The 17,109-nt window shown below is 71.1% G+C and carries 16 protein-coding genes and 1 pseudogene; 6 read left to right on the forward strand and 11 right to left on the reverse strand.

Going from position 1 to position 17,109, the window contains the following annotated elements:
• Nucleotides 1-103: 103 nt before the first annotated feature.
• Entirely contained in the window at nt 104-2,224 is a 2,121-nt protein-coding gene (gene glgX / locus ACZ7LS_RS10220) for a glycogen debranching protein GlgX (protein WP_385129156.1), read from the reverse strand.
• Nucleotides 2,225-2,655: 431 nt separating this feature from the next.
• Between glgX and ACZ7LS_RS10225 the strand changes: the two genes are divergently transcribed.
• Together ACZ7LS_RS10225 and ACZ7LS_RS10230 are read left to right on the forward strand one after the other, a co-directional pair.
• Nucleotides 2,656-3,888, forward strand: a complete 1,233-nt coding sequence (locus ACZ7LS_RS10225; RefSeq protein WP_382524743.1) for an SAV2148 family HEPN domain-containing protein — start codon at nt 2,656-2,658, stop codon at nt 3,886-3,888.
• A 112-nt stretch (nt 3,889-4,000) separates the two neighbouring features.
• Nucleotides 4,001-4,720, forward strand: a complete 720-nt coding sequence (locus tag ACZ7LS_RS10230; RefSeq protein WP_382524742.1) for a 3'-5' exonuclease — start codon at nt 4,001-4,003, stop codon at nt 4,718-4,720.
• A gap of 58 nt (nt 4,721-4,778) precedes the next feature.
• Here ACZ7LS_RS10230 and ACZ7LS_RS10235 read toward each other — a convergent pair whose 3' ends face one another.
• Nucleotides 4,779-5,651, reverse strand: coding sequence for a phosphotransferase enzyme family protein (locus ACZ7LS_RS10235; protein WP_382524740.1), 873 nt, complete (start codon nt 5,649-5,651; stop codon nt 4,779-4,781).
• Nucleotides 5,652-5,775: 124 nt separating this feature from the next.
• Here ACZ7LS_RS10235 and mgt point away from each other — a divergent pair, with 124 nt between their 5' ends.
• The 4 genes from mgt (at nt 5,776) to ACZ7LS_RS10255 (ending at nt 9,721) form a co-directional block, all read left to right on the forward strand.
• The gene (mgt, locus tag ACZ7LS_RS10240; RefSeq protein WP_382524738.1) at nt 5,776-7,023 is read left to right on the forward strand and encodes a macrolide-inactivating glycosyltransferase; all 1,248 of its coding nucleotides are present in this window, start codon (nt 5,776-5,778) and stop codon (nt 7,021-7,023) included.
• Between the two features lie 393 nt (nt 7,024-7,416).
• Nucleotides 7,417-8,625, forward strand: a complete 1,209-nt coding sequence (locus ACZ7LS_RS10245) for a S8 family peptidase (protein WP_382524736.1) — start codon at nt 7,417-7,419, stop codon at nt 8,623-8,625.
• A 189-nt stretch (nt 8,626-8,814) separates the two neighbouring features.
• Entirely contained in the window at nt 8,815-9,363 is a 549-nt protein-coding gene (locus ACZ7LS_RS10250) for a DUF1697 domain-containing protein (RefSeq protein ID WP_382524734.1), read from the forward strand.
• Complete coding sequence (locus tag ACZ7LS_RS10255; protein ID WP_382524732.1) at nt 9,356-9,721, forward strand: nuclear transport factor 2 family protein; 366 nt, start codon at nt 9,356-9,358, stop codon at nt 9,719-9,721. Before ACZ7LS_RS10250 ends, ACZ7LS_RS10255 begins: the two co-directional genes overlap by 8 nt.
• Here the strand turns inward: ACZ7LS_RS10255 and ACZ7LS_RS10260 are convergent.
• From ACZ7LS_RS10260 to ACZ7LS_RS10300, 9 genes and pseudogenes are all read right to left on the reverse strand, one after another.
• Nucleotides 9,656-10,576, reverse strand: a complete 921-nt coding sequence (locus tag ACZ7LS_RS10260) for an ABC transporter ATP-binding protein (RefSeq protein WP_385129429.1) — start codon at nt 10,574-10,576, stop codon at nt 9,656-9,658. The genes ACZ7LS_RS10255 and ACZ7LS_RS10260 overlap by 66 nt on opposite strands.
• Nucleotides 10,577-10,786: 210 nt before the next feature.
• Nucleotides 10,787-11,197: pseudogene (locus ACZ7LS_RS10265) on the reverse strand (aldo/keto reductase); the annotation flags it as partial.
• A 145-nt stretch (nt 11,198-11,342) separates the two neighbouring features.
• Nucleotides 11,343-11,609: a DUF1876 domain-containing protein gene (locus ACZ7LS_RS10270; RefSeq protein ID WP_382524730.1), complete on the reverse strand. Its 267-nt coding sequence runs from the start codon at nt 11,607-11,609 to the stop codon at nt 11,343-11,345.
• 68 nt (nt 11,610-11,677) lie between these two features.
• A complete protein-coding gene (locus tag ACZ7LS_RS10275) occupies nt 11,678-12,469 on the reverse strand; it encodes a sirohydrochlorin chelatase (protein ID WP_385129164.1) in 792 nt (263 codons plus the stop codon).
• A gap of 58 nt (nt 12,470-12,527) precedes the next feature.
• Nucleotides 12,528-13,499, reverse strand: coding sequence for an ABC transporter permease (locus ACZ7LS_RS10280; RefSeq protein WP_382524727.1), 972 nt, complete (start codon nt 13,497-13,499; stop codon nt 12,528-12,530).
• Nucleotides 13,486-14,277 (reverse strand): ABC transporter ATP-binding protein, encoded by a 792-nt coding sequence (locus ACZ7LS_RS10285; protein ID WP_382524725.1) that lies wholly within the window; start codon nt 14,275-14,277, stop codon nt 13,486-13,488. Before ACZ7LS_RS10285 ends, ACZ7LS_RS10280 begins: the two co-directional genes overlap by 14 nt.
• A 59-nt stretch (nt 14,278-14,336) precedes the next feature.
• Nucleotides 14,337-15,446 (reverse strand): aliphatic sulfonate ABC transporter substrate-binding protein, encoded by a 1,110-nt coding sequence (locus ACZ7LS_RS10290; RefSeq protein ID WP_382665832.1) that lies wholly within the window; start codon nt 15,444-15,446, stop codon nt 14,337-14,339.
• A 154-nt stretch (nt 15,447-15,600) separates the two neighbouring features.
• Nucleotides 15,601-15,723: a hypothetical protein gene (locus tag ACZ7LS_RS10295; RefSeq protein ID WP_356510423.1), complete on the reverse strand. Its 123-nt coding sequence runs from the start codon at nt 15,721-15,723 to the stop codon at nt 15,601-15,603.
• Nucleotides 15,723-17,108: a sulfate adenylyltransferase subunit 1 gene (locus ACZ7LS_RS10300; RefSeq protein ID WP_382524721.1), complete on the reverse strand. Its 1,386-nt coding sequence runs from the start codon at nt 17,106-17,108 to the stop codon at nt 15,723-15,725. The genes ACZ7LS_RS10295 and ACZ7LS_RS10300 overlap by 1 nt, the downstream gene beginning before the upstream one ends.
• Nucleotide 17,109: the final 1 nt, after the last annotated feature.

Below are 17,109 nucleotides of genomic sequence, written 5' to 3' on the forward strand. Positions count from 1 at the left end.
CGGGCTTCCGGGCCCCGCCCCACCTCGCTTCTCCGCCCCACCTCGCTTCTCCGCCCCACCTCGCTTCTCCGCCCCACCTCGCTTCTCCGCGCCGGCCGCTTTTCTAGGCCGGACGCATCAGGACCGTCATGCTGCGGCCGATCATCGTGATCCGCTCACCGCCGTCGACCTTCTCGCCCTGCCCCGGAGTCACTCCCTCCGGCCGGGCCGTGTCCACCATGATCTTCCAGTGCTCGCCGTGGATCACCGGCACCACGAACTCCAGCTTCTCGGCGCTCGCGTTGAACATCAGCAGGAACGAGTCGTCCGAGATCCGCTCGCCGCGCGGCCCCGGCTCGGAGATCGCGCCACCGTTCAGAAAGACCGTCATGGCCTTGGCGTGCGCGGCCTGCCAGTCCTGCTGGGTCATCTCCTCGCCCTCCGGCGTGAACCACGAGATGTCCGACAGATCGTCGTGCGTGCCCTCCACCGGACGCCCGTGGAAGAAGCGCCGCCGCCGGAAGACCGGATGGTCGCGCCGCAGCCACACCATCGCCTGGGTGAACTCCAGCATGGTGGTGCCGGTCTCGGCGCCCTTCTCCGGCCAGCGGACCCAGGAGACCTCGTTGTCCTGGCAGTACGCGTTGTTGTTGCCGCCCTGCGTACGGGCGAACTCGTCGCCGTGGCTGAGCATCGGGACGCCCTGCGAGAGCATCAGCGTCGCGATGAAGTTCCGCATCTGGCGGTTGCGCAGCTCCAGGATCTCCGGGTCGTCGGTGTCGCCCTCCGCCCCGCAGTTCCAGGAGCGGTTGTGGCTCTCGCCGTCCCGGTTGGACTCGCCGTTGGCCTCGTTGTGCTTCTCGTTGTACGAGACGAGATCGTGCAGCGTGAAGCCGTCGTGGCAGGTGGTGAAGTTGATGGAGGCGAGCGGCCGGCGCCCGTCATCCTGGTAGAGATCGGACGAGCCGGTCAGCCGGGACGCGAACTCCGCCAGCGTCCTGGGCTCACCCCGCCACAGGTCCCGTACGGTGTCGCGGTACTTGCCGTTCCACTCCGTCCACAGCGGCGGGAAGTTCCCCACCTGGTAGCCGCCCTCGCCCACGTCCCACGGCTCGGCGATCAGCTTGACCTGACTGACCACCGGGTCCTGCTGGACGAGGTCGAAGAACGACGAGAGGCGGTCCACCTCGTGGAACTGACGGGCGAGCGTCGCCGCGAGGTCGAAGCGGAAGCCGTCGACGTGCATCTCGGTCACCCAGTACCGCAGCGAGTCCATGATCAGCTGGAGCACGTGCGGGCTGCGCATCAGCAGGGAGTTGCCGGTCCCCGTGGTGTCCGTGTAGTACCGGGGATTGTCGGCGAGCCGGTAGTACTGCGAGTTGTCGAGACCCCGGAAGGAGAGCGTCGGGCCAAGGTGGTTGCCCTCCGCCGTGTGGTTGTAGACGACATCGAGGATGACCTCGATCCCGGCGCGGTGCAGCGCCCGTACGGCCTGTTTGAACTCCAGGACCTGTTCGCCCCGGTCGCCCCAGGAGGCGTACGCGTTGTGCGGGGCGAAGAAGCCGATGGTGTTGTAGCCCCAGTAATTGCCGAGGCCCGCGTCGACCAGCCGGTGGTCGTTGACGAACTGGTGGACCGGCATCAGCTCCAGCGCGGTCACGCCCAGCTCCGTCAGATGTTCGATCACCGCGGGATGGGCGAGTCCGGCGTAGGTGCCGCGCAGCTCCTCGGGCAGCTCCGGATGGAGCATCGTCAGGCCCTTGACATGGGCCTCGTAGAGCACCGTGCGGTGATAGTCCGTACGGGGCAGCCGGTCGTCGCCCCAGTCGAAGTAGGGGTTGACGACGACGGAGGACATCGTGTGGGGGGCCGAGTCCATGTCATTGCGCGAGTCCGGCCTGCCGAAGTGGTAGCCGTACACCGACTCACCCCAGTCGATGCTGCCGCTGATCGCACGCGCGTACGGATCGAGAAGCAGCTTGGCGGAGTTGCAGCGGTGTCCGCGCTCCGGCTCATAGGGGCCATGGACCCGGAAGCCATAGCGCTGACCTGGCATGATGCCCGGCAGATAGGCGTGCCGTACGAAGGCGTCCGTCTCGCGCAGCTCCACCGCCGTTTCTGAACCGTCGTCGTGCAGCAGGCACAACTCGATTCGGTTGGCGGCCTCTGAGTAGACCGCGAAGTTGGTGCCGGCGCCGTCGTACGTGGCGCCGAGGGGATACGTCTGTCCCGGCCAGACCTGCATAGATAAGACTCTTCCATTTCTGATCCGGGTGCTGCGGGGCTCTTGAGCCAGATCTTCCCCGAAAGAAGGGCAACCACCTAGGAACCCGATGGGTTCTTGCCTCTTCTTGCCGGTTCTCGGCCGGGGCGCGCGAGGGGCGATGCGAGGGGTGGCGCGAAGGACGGGGCCCGGCGTCAACCTCGCGTGACGGGCCGTCGCCGGGATCGCCGCGACGGCCCCGGCCGTCCCGCGCGTCTCCCGGTGTCCCCGTGGACTCGGGCGCGTACCAGGTCCAACCGCTATGAATCACCTCACTCCGGCTGATCTCGGCGCCGGGAACAAGCCTCACGATTAAGGGAGTTGGGAAAGGAGCCTGTGCATCCTGCTGCACTGCCTCCGGGATGCGGAGTACCCTTCCTTGATCGTTGAAGGGGAGAGAAGGCGGTGCGCGGGTGAGCTCGGGAGGGCTGGAGTTGCCCCCTGGTGACGCAGGTCATGCGGGGGAATCCGGCGAGATCCCGCCCGGAGCGGTCTCCCTCGCGCGACCGATGGAGATCGGGGCGGAACTGGAGTGGGGCGCGGACGCGTGGAGTGAAGTGCGTACGCGCGCACAGCGGGCAGGACGCGCCTATATCTGGCTGAATCTCGTGGAACAGCGGCTGCGCGCGGTGGTCGCCGCGGTGCTGCGGCCCATCTACGAGCCCGTGCACGGCGAGGAGTGGGTGGTCGCCGCCGCGGGACCCGCCGGGCAGGAGTGGGTGCAGCGCGCCGTCGCCGTCCGGGAGGTGTCGCGGCGCAAGGGGTATCTGCTCGACCCGGCCGACGACAACGTCCTGAGCTTTCTCACCCTCCCGCAGCTGCGGGAGCTGATGGTCCAGCACTGGCCCTGCTTCGAGCCGTACTTCGACGACCGCCGGGATGTGGAGCTGGCGCTGGACGAGCTGGAGGTCGCGCGCAACGTCGTCTCCCGCAACCGCGCGCTCTCCGAGACGGTCCTGGCCCAGGCCGAGCGGGCCTCGGCCCGGCTCCTGGAGATCCTGGGCGGCGGCAGCGGGGTGCCCTCGGCGGTGCGGCTCCGGGTCGACGCGGTGGAGGATCTGGTCGGTGACCGGTACGCGGACGTGGTCTCCGTCCACCCCGACCGGGTGCGGCTGCAACGGCAGATCCCCGCGGAGGACCTCTTCGGCGGCGCCCGGCGTGTCGACGCCATCGGGATCGGGCTGAACCTGCTCGTACAGAACTTCTCCGGACGGCGGCTGGTGCGGCTCGCCGAGTCGGGCTGCCGGATACGGCTTGTCTTCCTCAACCCGGCGAGCAGCGCGGTCAAGCGCAGGGAGCGCGAGCTGGGGCTCAAGAAGGGCGAGCTGAGCCGCTCGGTGGAGATGAACATCCTTCATATGCGCCGGGTGCGCTCGAAACTGCGCGATCCGGGCGCGTTCGAGATCCATGTCTTCGACGAGACCCCGCGCTTCACCGCGTATCTCGTCGACGGGGACGGCCCCGACGGGCTGGCCGTCGTCCAGTCCTATCTGCGCAGGGCCCGGGGCATGGAGGCGCCGGTACTGGTGCTGCGGGGCGGCGGGCGTGAGGTGGTGCGGTCGGGGCAGGACTCCGAGCACGGTCTCTTCCAGACCTACCGCGAGGAGTTCGAGTCGGTCTGGACCGACTCCCGGCCGGTCTCCTGAGCCATCTGCCGGGAGCCGCGAGCCGGGGCCCGTGCCGGGGCACTGTCAGTGGCGCGTGGCAGGGTGAATGTCCAACGGGGGAAGCACCACCGCACCATGAGGGAGGGCCACGATGACTTGGCATGGGGAATCACTGGTCGGTTTCGATCTGGAGACCACCGGTACGGAGCCGCTGGAGGCGCGGATCGTCACGGCCGCGGTCGTCGAGGTGCGGGGCGGCGAGGTGATACGGCAGCGGACCTGGCTGGCCGACCCGGGCGTCCGGATCCCCGCCCAGGCGTCCGCCGTGCATGGCATCAGCAGTGAACGGGCCGCAGCGGAAGGGCGTCCGGCGCCCGAGGTGGCCGCGGAGATCGCCGGGGTCCTCGGCGACTACTGGACGCGCGGGGTGCCCGTCGTGGCGTACAACGCGCCGTTCGATCTGACGCTGCTCTCCGCCGAGTTGCGGCGGTACGGACTGCCGCCGCTGGAGCCGGTCGGGCCGGTGATCGACCCGTATACGATCGACCGCGCCGTCGACCGCTACCGCCGAGGCAAGCGCACGCTGGAGGCGGTCTGCGCGGAGTACGGCGTGGTGCTGGACGCCGCGCACGAAGCGGGCGCGGACGCGCTGGCGGCGGTCCGGGTGGCCACGGCGATAGCGGAGCGGCATGCCTCGGTGGCCGGGCTGACCCCGGCTCTGCTGCATGAGCGCCAGATCGGCTGGTACGCCGAATGGGCGGCCGACTTCCAGAAATTCCTGCGGAAGAAGGGCAACGCGGACGCGGTGATCGACGGGGTCTGGCCGCTGCGCGAGCCGGCGGTCGAGCCCTCGTCACAGGTGGCGCCCTGACGCGACCTCAGGCGCTCGTCCGGGGCCCGGCGGAGCCGGGCGGAACGGCGACGACTGGTCAGAACGGGTACCAGCGGACCTCGGGATCGTCGTCGCGCAGCGAGGCGACCCGGCGGCGGAACTCGTCGAGGGCCTTGGGGTTCGCCGGGGCGTGCTGCGCCACCCAGGCGCAGCTGGCCGTCTCGCGGGCGCCGCGCAGGACCGGGCAGCCCGCCCACTCGCGTACGTCCCAGCCGTAGACCGCCGTGAAGGTGTCGTACTCCTCGGCGGGCAGACCGTACCGGTCGCGGGACAGCGCCATGACGACCAGATCGTGTTCCCGCAGGTCCGAGGAGAAGGTCTCCAGATCGACCAGGACGGGGCCGTCCGGGCCGACATGGACGTTGCGCGGCAGCGCGTCGCCGTGGATCGGGCCTCTCGGCAGCCGGGGGACGAGCGTGGCGGCGGCCTCGGCGAAGCCGTCGCGGCGGCCGCGCAGATAGTCGGCGTCGGCCGGGTCGATCGCGTCCCCGGCGATCCGCAGCCAGCGCTCGACGCCACCGAGCAACTCCCGGCGGGGGAGCGTGAACAGCGACGGGTCCGGGGCGGGCAGCGCGTGCACGAGCCGTAGCAGGGACGCCAGATCGCCGGGCCCGGCGGGCCGTACGGCGGCCGGCAGCCGGTGCCAGAGCGTCACCGGATGACCGTCCACCGAGCGCGCCTCCGGCTCAGCCGCCCGTACGGCCGGAATCCCGCACTCCGCGAGCCAGGACGCGAGGGCGACCTCGCGCCGCGCCCGCTCCAGCAGCTCGGTGTGGTCCGTCGCGTCACGGCCGACCTTGACGACCAGTCCGGCTGTCGCGAACACCGCGTTCTCGCCCAGGGCCAGCAGCTCCGCGTCGCGCGGCAGCCCCGTCGCGGCCAGGATCTCCCGCGCCCGCGTCTCGTCCATCGATGGCTCTCTCCTGCTTTCGTGGCCGCACCCGTCCGGCAAAGTCTCGCATTCGCGCTCGCGAGCCTGTCCCTGGGCCCAAATTAAGTTGTACGAGACGTCTCGTCTCGTCTACGGTCGGGCCATGACCCCATCGAAGCGCGCCCATATCGCCATGTTCTCCATCGCCGCCCACGGGCATGTGAACCCGAGCCTGGAGGTCATCCGGGAACTGGTCGCCCGCGGGCACCGCGTCAGTTACGCGATCCCCGCCTCCTTCGCCGCGAAGGTCGCGGCCACCGGCGCGGAACCGGTGATCTACACCTCCGTACTGCCCGGCTCCGACGACGACCCCGACGACTGGGGCACGGAGCTGATCGACAATCTGGAGCCGTTCCTCGACGACGCCGTCCAGGCACTGCCGCAACTGGCCGAGGCGTTCGAGGGCGACCGCCCCGATCTGGTCCTCGGCGACACCACGTCCTATCCGGCGCCTCTGCTCGCGCACCGCTGGGGCGTTCCGTATGTCCAGTTCTCGACGCACATGGTCGCCTGGGAGGGGTACGAGAAGGAGGTCGCCGAGTCGATGACCGCGGAGCTCGACGGCTCCGCGCGCGGCCGGGCGTACCGCGCGAGGTTCCAGGAGTGGCTGGACGAGCACCATATGGACCACACCGACCCGGACCGGCTGATCGCCAGGCCCGCCCGTTCCCTCGTACTGATCCCCAAGGCGCTCCAGTACCGGGCCGAGTCCGTGGACGAGTCGGTGTTCACCTTCGTCGGCTCCTGTCAGGGGGACCGCGCGGACCAGGGGGAGTGGGAGCGGCCCGCCGGGGCGGAGCGGGTGCTGCTGGTGTCGCTCGGTTCGGCCTTCACCAAGCGGCCCGCCTTCTACCGGGCGTGCGTCGAGGCCTTCGGGGGGCTGCCGGGCTGGCATGTCGTCCTGCAGATCGGCGCGTATGTCGACGAGGCGGAGCTGGGCGACGTGCCGGCCAATGTGGAGGTCCACCGCTGGGTGCCGCAGCTCGCCGTTCTCAAGCGAGCCGACGCGTTCATCACGCACGCGGGCGCCGGCGGCAGCCAGGAAGGGCTGGCGACGGGCACGCCGATGGTCGCGGTCCCGCAGGCCGTCGACCAGTTCGGCAACGCCGACATGCTGGTCGGGCTGGGCGTGGCCCGCCGTCTCGACACGGAAGCGGCCACCCCCGACGCCCTGCGCGAGGCGGTCCTCGCCCTGACCTCGGACTCCGAAGTGGCCAGGCGGCTCGGGGAGATCGCGCGTGAGATGGCGAAGGAGGGCGGTACGCGACGGGCCGCGGACCTGATCGAGGAGGCGCTGCCCGAGGGCACGGTCCGGACGGCGGGCACGGTCGCAACGGCGGGCGGGGTGTGAACGGCGGGTGGGGCGTGAGCGGCGGATGCTCACGGAGCGGCGTGAGCTGACCGAACGGACCTCCCGGTCGCCCGGGTTGGGGCAGGGGCGGATTCAAGCCGCGTCGTCCCGCGCCCCCGCGGTCCGGGAGGGGGATTCCCTCCTCCCGGGGCCGTGCGGACATCTCTCATGAAAGAGGACCGAAGCCCCTCGCACCGCAAGGGGATTGGCGGTCGGGACCGATGTGTTCCGGACTGGCCGATTTCTTATGACGAAAAGTTGTTTACCGCGTCACGGCTGCGTGAAGCTCTTGATCTGAGCGCGTCAATCGGCCAGGGTTTCGCATCAGTCCGTCGGAGATCTTCCGTCCGGCGGGCGATCCCCCCACAGATAGTGACGAGGAGTCCCCTCTTCATGGCCATACAGAAGCGCGCGAGAAGGATCAAGCTCACCGCCGCCATCACCGCCGTGGCCGCCGCGGCCGGAATCACCGCGCTCACCTCCCCCACAGCGGGCGCGGCTCCGGCACAGGGCATGGTGTACGGCGCCGACGCCAAGGACGCGGTCGCCGGCAGCTACATCGTGCTGCTGGACCGGAAGACCGCCAGGAAGACCGACAAGAAGGACCTGGCCAAGGAGTACGGCGGTCAGCTGAAGCGCGACTACAGCACCGCTCTCAACGGCTTCTCCGCCGGCGGGCTCAGCGCGGAGGAGGCCAGGAGCCTCGCGGCCGACCCGGCCGTCGACAAGGTCGTCCAGAACAGGACGTTCACCGTCAGCGCCACCCAGGCCAACCCGCCGTCCTGGGGTCTCGACCGGATCGACCAGACCGCGACCGCCGGTGACAGCGCCTACACCTACCCGGACGGCGCGGGCGAGGGCGTGACCGCGTACGTCCTCGACACCGGCGTCCGGATCAGCCACCAGGACTTCGAGGGCCGCGCCGGCTATGGCTACGACGCCATCGACGGTGACAACTCCGCCGACGACGGCTACGGCCACGGCACGCACGTGGCCGGTACGATCGCGGGCGCCGCGCACGGCGTCGCCAAGAAGGCGAAGATCGTCTCCGTCCGGGTGCTCGACGACAACGGCTCGGGCACCACCGAGCAGGTCGTCGCCGGGATCGACTGGGTCGCCGCCAACCACCAGGGCCCCTCCGTCGCCAACATGAGCCTCGGCGGCGGCGCCGACCCCGCGCTCGACGAGGCCGTCCGTAACGCCATCGCCTCCGGTGTCACCTTCGGCGTCGCGGCCGGAAACGACTCCAGCGACGCGAGCACGACCTCGCCCGCGCGGGTCGAGGAGGCCATCACGGTCGCCTCGTCCACCGAGACCGACAGCCAGTCGAGCTTCTCCAACTACGGCGCGCTGGTGGACCTCTACGCACCCGGCTCCGCCATCACCTCGGACTGGAACGACAGCGACACCGGCGTCAACACCATCTCCGGCACCTCGATGGCGACGCCCCATGTGGTCGGCGCCGCCGCGATCTACCTCGCCGGTCACCCGGACGCCACCCCGGACCAGGTCGCCACGGCCCTGACCGACGGCGCCATCCCGGACGTCATCACCAACCCGTCCCCGGGCACCCCGAACAAGCTGCTCAAGATCGTCGAGTAGCCCCGGTACGCCCGGCAGGCCCGGCACATCCGGCGGCCGTCGCGCTCTCCCCCACGGAGTGCGGCGGCCGCCGCGCCGCGCGGGCCCGCCGGATGTGCCCGCCGCGCCGCGTGTGCCCGTCGCTCGTACCCGCCGCGACCCGCCCGCGCCGGGGGCCCCGCGCGCGGCCTCCCGTCCTATCGTGTGCTCATGACCACGACGTACGCCGCCCTCCTGCGCGGGATCAATGTGAGCGGCCACAGACGGGTCCCGATGGCCGACCTCCGCGAACTGCTCACGGAGCTGGGCCACGGCGATGTCCGTACCCACCTCCAGAGCGGCAACGCCGTCTTCACCAGCGAATCGGACGACGAGAGCGCCCTCGGCGCCGCTCTGGAGCACGCCATCGAACGGCGCTTCGGATTCACCGTCGACTGCCTGGTGCGCGGCGGTCCGTATCTGCGGGCCGTCACCGAAGCCTGCCCCTTCCCCGCGCGGTCGCTGGAGGGCAGGCAGCTCCATCTCACCTGCTTCTCCGAGCCGGTGGGCCCCGAGCGGCTCGCCTCACTCGATCCGGCCGCGTACCTCCCCGAGGAGTTCCGGCTGGGCGACCGCGCGCTGTATCTGTACGTGCCGGACGGCCTCGGCCGCTCCAAGCTCGCCGCGGCGCTGGCCAGGCCGGCTCTGTTCAAGGGCGTCACCGCCACCACCCGCAACTGGAACACCGTACTCAAACTGGTGGAGCTCACCCGTGACTGACCGAACCTCCGCGATCTCCGCCGCCATCCGGGCCGAACTGCGGCTGCTCGACCGGACGGTACGGTCCTCGCCGGCCCTGCTCGCGGAGCTGCTCCACCCGGACTTCAGGGAGTTCGGCGCCTCCGGCCGGGAGTGGGACCGCGCCTCGGTCATCGCGATGCTCATGGAGCAGGGCGGCGCGCCGGTGCGCCGGCCGATCACCACCTCCAAGATGCGGGGGGTGCGGCTCGCTCCCGATGTGGTGCAGCTGACCTACGACAGCGACTCCAACGGCCGCCGCGCGCACCGCAGTTCACTGTGGCGGCTGACCGACGACCGCTGGCTGCTCTTCTTCCACCAGGGCACGCTGTTCGACTAGACCGGACGCCTGTCCCTGTCCCTGTGCCTGTTCCCGTCCACGCGCCGCGGCCGGACCCACCCGCTCGGCACGCGCCGTCCACCGGCCGTCCGTACGGGAGATCCGCACCGGATGGTCGAAGCAGCTGCTGACCCGCTCCGTGGTGAGCACCTCGTCCGCCGGCCCCGCCCCCACACACCGCCCCGCGCGCAGCAGCATCGCGTGCGTGGTGGAGGCGGGCAGCTCCTCCAGATGGTGGGTGACCAGCACCGTCGCCAGCTCGGTATGCTCCCGCCGCAGCGCGTCCAGACTGCTCAGCAGCTGCTCGCGCGCGGCGAGATCGAGACCGGTGGCCGGCTCGTCGAGCAGGAGCAGCCCCGGCCGGGGCATCAGCGCGCGGGCGATGAGCGTTCGCCCGCGCTCGCCCTGCGAGAGCGTCGGCCAGCGCGCCTCGCCCTTGCCGTCCATTCCCAGCATGGCCAGCAGCTCGCCCGCGCGCTCGCGCTCGCGCGGGGTGGGAGACCAACGGGGCACCGGCTCGACCGAGTTCGTCAGCCCGGTCAGTACGACATCACGCACCCGCAGGGGCGAACGCAGCGGATGGCGGGGGTTGACATGGCCGAGCCGGGCGCGCAGCTGCCGCAGATCGACCCGGCCGAGGGACTCCCCGAGGATCTCGACCGTGCCTCGGGTGGGGTGCGTGACCGCGCCCACCATCCCCAGCAGGGTGCTCTTGCCCGCGCCGTTGGCACCGAGCAGCGCCCAGTGCTCCCCGCCGCGTACGGTCAGTGAGACCGAGTCCAGCAGCAGCTTTCCGTCGCGGACGACATCGACGTCCTCCGCGCGAACCACGGTGGCCGCGGTGTTCCTGCGCATGTGCTCCTCGGTTCCGTCAGTCGGTGGCAGGTGGGTCAGGTGGGTCAGGTGGGTCAGGCGGGGCAGGCAGGGCAGGCAGGGCAGGTGTGTCAGGCCGGGCAGGCCGGGCAGGCACGTCAGGCCGGACGGCCGCCGCGAGTGTCTCCGCCCGCTCATGTCCTCGGCGGACAGCCGGACCTCCGCGGCGGCCAGATTCTCGTCCAGGCGGGCGGGTGAGCCGGTGCCGGGGGTGGGGCACAGCACGGGGGAGCGGTGCGGCGGCCAGGCCAGGTCGATCTGCCCTCGGACCGCTCCATGGCGCGCCGCGACGGAGCCGAGCGCCGTCGCCGCCGCGCCGGTCAACGCGCCGTTGGACAGCGGGAACCAGGGCAGGAGCGCGAGACCGCGGTCCTCGCACAGACGCGACACCGCGGCCGAGGTCCGGTCGAGGAGAGGGAAGCGGTTCTGCACCGACGCGATCCCGGTCAGGGAGAGCGCCCGCTCCAGCTGGTCGGCGGTGATGGTGTCCAGACCGATGTACCGGATCTTACCCTCCTGCCGCGACTCGGCCAGAGCCCCCGGCTGCTCCGCGAGCGGTACGCCGGGAGCCGGCCGGTGCGGCTGGTACGGCCGGATACGGATGCGGCGCCTCGGCCACCGGTTCCTCCGCGAGACCGGGCCCGTAAGCGTCCGCCGTGTCGATGAGCGTCCCCGCGCTCGACGGGCCGCCGCAGCACGGCCACGGTGTCGGCCCGCTCACCGCGCGGTCCAGGGCTGCCGGGCGCCGTTACCTGCGGGAGGCCTCCGCGGGGCCCGCGAGGTCGACGATGTCGTCGGAGGCGACGTCATGCAGGCGGATGGCCAGATCCTCCAGCGCGCGGCTGGCGGCCAGCTCGTCGCCGATCTCGGGTACGGTCCGGTCGATCGGATTGCGCCGGGCCAGGCCCCTGCCCGCGATGCGTGAGGTGTCGCGGCTGGTCAGAACGGCATCGGCCGTGGTCTCGTCACCCTCTTCCGTGATGTGGATCCGCACGGTCCATTCCTTGGATTCCATGGTTACCACCTTCCGCTCCTCCGAGTCTCCGTACGGACGAGCGGAATGAATAGGGCCGAACGGTACCGCTACGCGGGGCGGGCCAGCGCCGTGCGGTGTTCCGGCGCGGTGAGGCGTTCCGGGGCCGAGGCCCGCTCGTCGTACCGGCGCAGCAGCAGCCGCGCCAGCTCGGGGGCGGCGCCCAGCACCCCGGCCAGCACCTCCGCGCCGCCCTCCCGGGCGCCCGCCGCGATGCGGTCGGGCAGGCGGCCGGGGGCGATGACGTACGGGGCCACGGCGACCCGCCGTACGCCCTCGGCGCGCAGCGCGCGCACCGCGTCCTCGGTGCGGGGCAGTGATGCGGAGGCGAACGCGGGCCGCACGGCGCACCAACCGGTGTGCCGCCACTCCCGCGCGATTTCAGCGATCACCGCGATCGCCTCCGGGTCGGAGGAGCCCGCCGAGGCCAGGACGACCCCGGTCGAGCCCTTGTCGGCGGGGGTGAGCCCCGCCTCGTACAGCCGCCGCTCCAGCGCGTCCGTCAGCAGCGGCGAGGGGCCGAGCACCTCGGCCTGCCGGATCCGCAGCAGCGGGTGGCGCGCCGACGCCTCGCGCAGCACCGCGGGGATGTCGGACTTGGCGTGGAAGGCGCGCGTCAGCAGCAGGGGCAGCGCGATCACGTCCCGTACGTCCTCCAGCGCCAGCCGGTCGAGCAGCTGGGGGACGTACGGCGCGTTGAAGTCCAGGAAGCCGGTCTCCACGCGCAGCCCCGGCCGCAGCGACCGCAGCCGCCCGGCGAGGGCGTGCACGGTCGCGGCATGCCGGGGGTCGCGGCTGCCGTGGGCGATGACCAGCAGGACGGGATGGTGCGGGTGGGCCATGGAATACCTGGAGTACCTGTGGTGCGCGTGATGCGCGCGGTGCGTGTCGTGCATGGGATCAGCTCTTCACCAGGAGACCACGGCCGCGCAGCACACGACGCTCCAGCGGGCTGAAGATCAGCAGGTCGATGGCGATACCGACGATCAGGATCAGGAAGATGGCGAGGAACACCATCGGCATACTGCCGACCGTACGGCCGTTCTCCAGCAGCTGCCCGAGGCCCACACCGAGATCGGGCGAGGACGCGATGATCTCCGCGGCCATCAGCGACCGCCAGGAGAACGCCCAGCCCTGCTTCAGCCCGGCCAGATAGCCGGGCAGCGCGGCCGGCATGACGATGTGCCAGGTACCGCGCAGCCCGGTGGCGCCGAGCGTACGCCCGGCCCGCAGGAAGAGCGGCGGCACCTGATCGACGCCGGACACCAGGCCGTTGGCGATCGAGGGGACCGCGCCGAGCAGGATGACCGCGTACATCATCGAGTCGTTGAGCCCCAGCCAGATCACGGCCGGCGGCACCCAGGCCACCGACGGCAGCGACTGGAGTCCGGAGAGGATCGGGCCGATGGCCGCGCGGACGAACTTCACGCGGGCGACCAGCAGTCCCAGCGGCGTACCGATCACCAGCGCCAGCAGGAAGCCCAGCAGGCCGCGCGACACGCTGGTCCAGATGTAGCCGAGCAGGGTGCCCTGCGCCCAGGCGTCGGACACCTCGCCCCACACCGCGCCGGGCGAGGGGAGCTTGTAGTCGTCGGTGATCCTGGCCCAGACGAGGAGCTGCCACACCACCAGCACCAGCGCGATCGCGACGACCGGCGGCAGCACCTTCTTGACGAGCGTCTCGCGCAGGGGCGTACGCCCGGTCTGTACGGTGTCCAGCGCGTCGAGTCCGGCCTCCAGACCGGCCATGTCGCCGTGCGACGAGGCGTCCCCGGGTGCCGTGCCTTCCGGAGCCGTGCCGTCCGGCGACGTGTCCTCGCGCGTCGCGTCCCCCGGCGACGTGTCCTTCCGCGTCGTCTCAGTGCTGGCCATGGCGGCGGATCTCCCCACGCAGTTCTTCGGTGATCTCGACCGACAGCTCCGCGACGGCGCTGTCCTCGATACGGCGCGGCTGCGGGATGTCCACGCGCCACTCGCGGGCCACCCGGCCGGGGCGCGACGACAGCAGGACGACGCGCTCGGCGAGCCGTACCGCCTCGCGCACGTTGTGCGTGACGAAGAGGACCGACAGACCTGTCTCGCGCCAGATCCGGGTCAGCTCGTCGTGCAGGACGTCCCGGGTGATCGCGTCGAGCGCCGCGAACGGCTCGTCCATCAGGAGCAGCCGGCTGTCCTGGGCGAGCGCGCGCGCCAGCGCGACCCGCTGCCGCATCCCGCCGGACAGCTCGTGCACGCGCTTGCCGTACGAGCCCTCCAGCCGTACGAGACCGAGCAGCCGCTCCGCCTCGCCGCGCCGCTCCTGCTTGGGCACGCCGCGCAGCCGCAGCGCCAGTTCGATGTTCTTGCCCGCGGTCAGCCACGGGAACAGCGCGTGCTCCTGGAACATCAGGGCGGGCCGGCCGCCGGGTGTCCCGATGGACCCGGCGGACGGCCGGTCGAGCCCGGCGACCAGATTGAGCAGGGTCGACTTACCGCATCCCGAGGCTCCCAGGAGGGTGACGAACTCGCCCGGCGCGACATCGAGCGTGATGTCGTCCAGGACGAGCTGCTGCCCGGCCGGTGTCACGAAGGACTTCGAGACATGCGCGATACGGGCGGCGTGGTCCACCGCCGGGGTGCTCTCGGCGGCCTTGGCGAATGTGGTGGCCATGGTCGTCACCTCCTGGGAACGGGTGGATACGGTCCTGGTCCTGGCTTCCGCTCCGGCGCCTACTCGGCGCCGAGACCGGCGTCGGCCACCTCGGGCTGACCGGCGGCCTTGAGCACCTTGTTGAGGGGCCCCAGGTCGTAGATGCCGTTCAGGTCCGGCTTCTTGAGCAGCCCGGCCTTGACCGCGTGATCGGCCTCCGCCTGGAGCGTCGCGGCCAGCGGGTCGTTGGTGATCTGGATCGACTGCCACGCCGGGTCGAGGACCTCGGGCGGCAGCGCCTTGCCGGAGAGCGTCTTCAGCGCCTCGTTGGCGGACGCCTTCGCCTTGTCCTCGTTGGCGTTGATCCACTCGTTGGTCTTCACGGAGCCGCGCAGCACGGCCTCGACCACGTCCGGGTGCTCGCCGAGGAACTTCTGCGACACGATGATGTTCGTGATCACGAACTTCTTGTCAGGCCACAGATCCGACTCGTCGAGCAGTACCTTGGCGCCTTCCGCGACGAGCTTGGACGCGGTCGGCTCCGGCACCCACGCGCCGTCGATGGAACCGGACTTGTAGGCGTCCGGGGTGATCTTGTTGTCCGTACGGACGACGGAGACATCGCCCTTGCCGGACTGGGCGTCGACCTTCCAGCCCTTCTCGGATATCCAGTTGAGGAACGCCACGTCCTGTGTGTTGCCCAGCTGCGGAGTGGCGATCTTCTTGCCCTTGACGTCGTCCAGGGTCTTGATCTTCGCCGGGTTGACGACGAGCTTGACCCCGCCAGAGGCGGAGCCGCCGATGATGCGCAGGCTCTTGCCGCCGGTCTGGGTGTAGCCGTTGATGGCAGGGGAGGGGCCGATGAAGCCGATGTCGATACTGCCCGCGTTGAGGGCCTCGATCTCGGAGGGGCCCGCGTTGAAGGTCGAGGGCGCCACCTTCGTACCGCCCAGCTCCTTCTGGAAGAGCCCCTCCTGGATACCGACGAGGGCGGTGGCGTGGGTGAGGTTCGGAAAGTATCCGATCTTCACGGTGCCGGCGGAGAGCGCCTTGCCCTCGGCGGCCGGGGAGGCGGTGTCGCTCTTGTCGGCCTCGGAGCCGTAGCCGCAGGAGGTGACCGTGACGGCGAGCAGCGGCAGCGCGGCCACGACGGCGAGTCTGCGGCGGGCGGTGGTGCGGGAGACAGGCACGGGAGGGGGTCCTCTCGTTGGCCCGGTGCTCACGCCCTTTTCTACGGAGTCGGGGGCGCGGCCGGGAAGTCGGCGGGTTTTCGGCGGAACAGGTCGTACGGGTGATGCGGGTACCGCGGGTGGGGGGTGCGGGCGCGCATGCGGTGCGCGTACGTCATCGCGCACATCGCGCCACCCCGCCCGTTCCCGCGCCGAGGGCGCCGCTGCCGACCCGGCCGCCCTCCTTCGCGAACGTCGCGTAGACGTCGTGGACCGTCAGGTCCTGTCCGGATGTCATCAGAAGTCCCAGCCCTCGTCGTCGGCGGCGGGCGCGGCGGCGGGCTCGGTGGCCGCGGCGAAGGCGTCGCCCGCCATACCGGCGCTCAGCGTCGTTCCGTCGGCGGGGTCGATCAGCAGGAAGGAGCCGGTGTGCCGGGAGGCGGCGTAGCTGTCGAGCGCGAGCGGCTCGGCGGTACGGACCTTCACCCGCCCGATGTCATTGGCGACGAGCTGTCCCGGGGCCGGATGCTGGGAGAGGTCGTCCAGCGTCAGCCGGGACGGGATGTCCTTCACGATCGCCTTGACCGTACGGGTGGTGTGCTTCAGCAGCACCCGCTGGCCCACGGTCAGCGGCTGGTCGGCCACATGGCAGACGGTCGCCTCGACATCCTGGGTCGTGGCGGGCAGCTGCGCGGTGGGCGCGATCAGATCGCCGCGCGAGACGTCGATGTCGTCGGCGAGCCGGACGGTCACGGACTGCGGAGCCCAGGCGAGGTCCACGGTGGTGGCCGCGCCCACGCCGACGCCCAGCGCGTCGATGCCCTCGATCGTGCTCGTACGGCCCGAGGGCAGGACGGTCACCGGATCCCCGACGCGCAGCACCCCGGAGGCGATCTGGCCCGCGTAGCCGCGGTAGTCGGGGTGCTCGGCGCTCTGCGGGCGGATCACGTACTGCACGGGAAAGCGCGCCGGGCACCCGGCCAGGTCGTGGCTGACCGGGACGGTCTCCAGATACTCCAGCACGGTCGGGCCGCCGTACCAGTCCATGTGCGCGGACGGCTCCACCACGTTGTCGCCGGTGAGCGCGGAGATCGGGATCGTCGTGATCTCCGGGACGCCCAGTGAGGCGGCGTACGCCGTGAACTCCTCGGCGATCGAGGCGAACACGGGTTCCGCGTATCCGACGAGGTCCATCTTGTTGACGGCCAGGACCACATGCGGGACCCGCAGCAGGGCGGCCACCGCGGCGTGCCGGCGGGTCTGCTCGACGACGCCGTTACGGGCGTCCACGAGCACCACGGCCAGCTCGGCGGTGGAGGCTCCGGTCACCATGTTCCGGGTGTACTGCACATGCCCGGGGGTGTCGGCGAGGATGAACCGCCGCCGGGGCGTGGCGAAGTAGCGGTAGGCGACATCGATCGTGATGCCCTGCTCGCGCTCGGCCCGCAGTCCGTCCGTGAGCAGCGCGAGGTCGGGTGCCTCCTGACCGCGGCTGCGGGAGGCGTGCTCGACGGCCTCCAGCTGGTCGGTCAGCACCGACTTGGAGTCGTGCAGCAGCCGGCCGACGAGCGTGGACTTGCCGTCGTCGACGGAGCCCGCGGTGGCGAACCGCAGCAGTGTGGTGGCCGACAGCCGCTCCGCGAACCGCTCCGTGGCGCTGTCACTCGTGCTCGTGCTCGTCATG

This window comes from Streptomyces sp. NPDC039430 (assembly GCF_055639435.1).

Coding starts and splice junctions, on each gene's coding strand:
- glgX (WP_385129156.1), bottom strand. CDS start 2,224: ATGCAGGTCTGGCCGGGACAGACGTATCCCCTCGGCGCCACGTACGAC.
- ACZ7LS_RS10230 (WP_382524742.1), top strand. CDS start 4,001: ATGACTTGGCATGGGGAATCACTGGTCGGTTTCGATCTGGAGACCACC.
- ACZ7LS_RS10235 (WP_382524740.1), bottom strand. CDS start 5,651: ATGGACGAGACGCGGGCGCGGGAGATCCTGGCCGCGACGGGGCTGCCG.
- mgt (WP_382524738.1), top strand. CDS start 5,776: ATGACCCCATCGAAGCGCGCCCATATCGCCATGTTCTCCATCGCCGCC.
- ACZ7LS_RS10245 (WP_382524736.1), top strand. CDS start 7,417: ATGGCCATACAGAAGCGCGCGAGAAGGATCAAGCTCACCGCCGCCATC.
- ACZ7LS_RS10250 (WP_382524734.1), top strand. CDS start 8,815: ATGACCACGACGTACGCCGCCCTCCTGCGCGGGATCAATGTGAGCGGC.
- ACZ7LS_RS10260 (WP_385129429.1), bottom strand. CDS start 10,576: ATGCGCAGGAACACCGCGGCCACCGTGGTTCGCGCGGAGGACGTCGAT.
- ACZ7LS_RS10270 (WP_382524730.1), bottom strand. CDS start 11,609: ATGGAATCCAAGGAATGGACCGTGCGGATCCACATCACGGAAGAGGGT.
- ACZ7LS_RS10275 (WP_385129164.1), bottom strand. CDS start 12,469: ATGGCCCACCCGCACCATCCCGTCCTGCTGGTCATCGCCCACGGCAGC.
- ACZ7LS_RS10280 (WP_382524727.1), bottom strand. CDS start 13,499: ATGGCCAGCACTGAGACGACGCGGAAGGACACGTCGCCGGGGGACGCG.
- ACZ7LS_RS10285 (WP_382524725.1), bottom strand. CDS start 14,277: ATGGCCACCACATTCGCCAAGGCCGCCGAGAGCACCCCGGCGGTGGAC.
- ACZ7LS_RS10295 (WP_356510423.1), bottom strand. CDS start 15,723: ATGACATCCGGACAGGACCTGACGGTCCACGACGTCTACGCGACGTTC.
- ACZ7LS_RS10300 (WP_382524721.1), bottom strand. CDS start 17,108: ATGACGAGCACGAGCACGAGTGACAGCGCCACGGAGCGGTTCGCGGAG.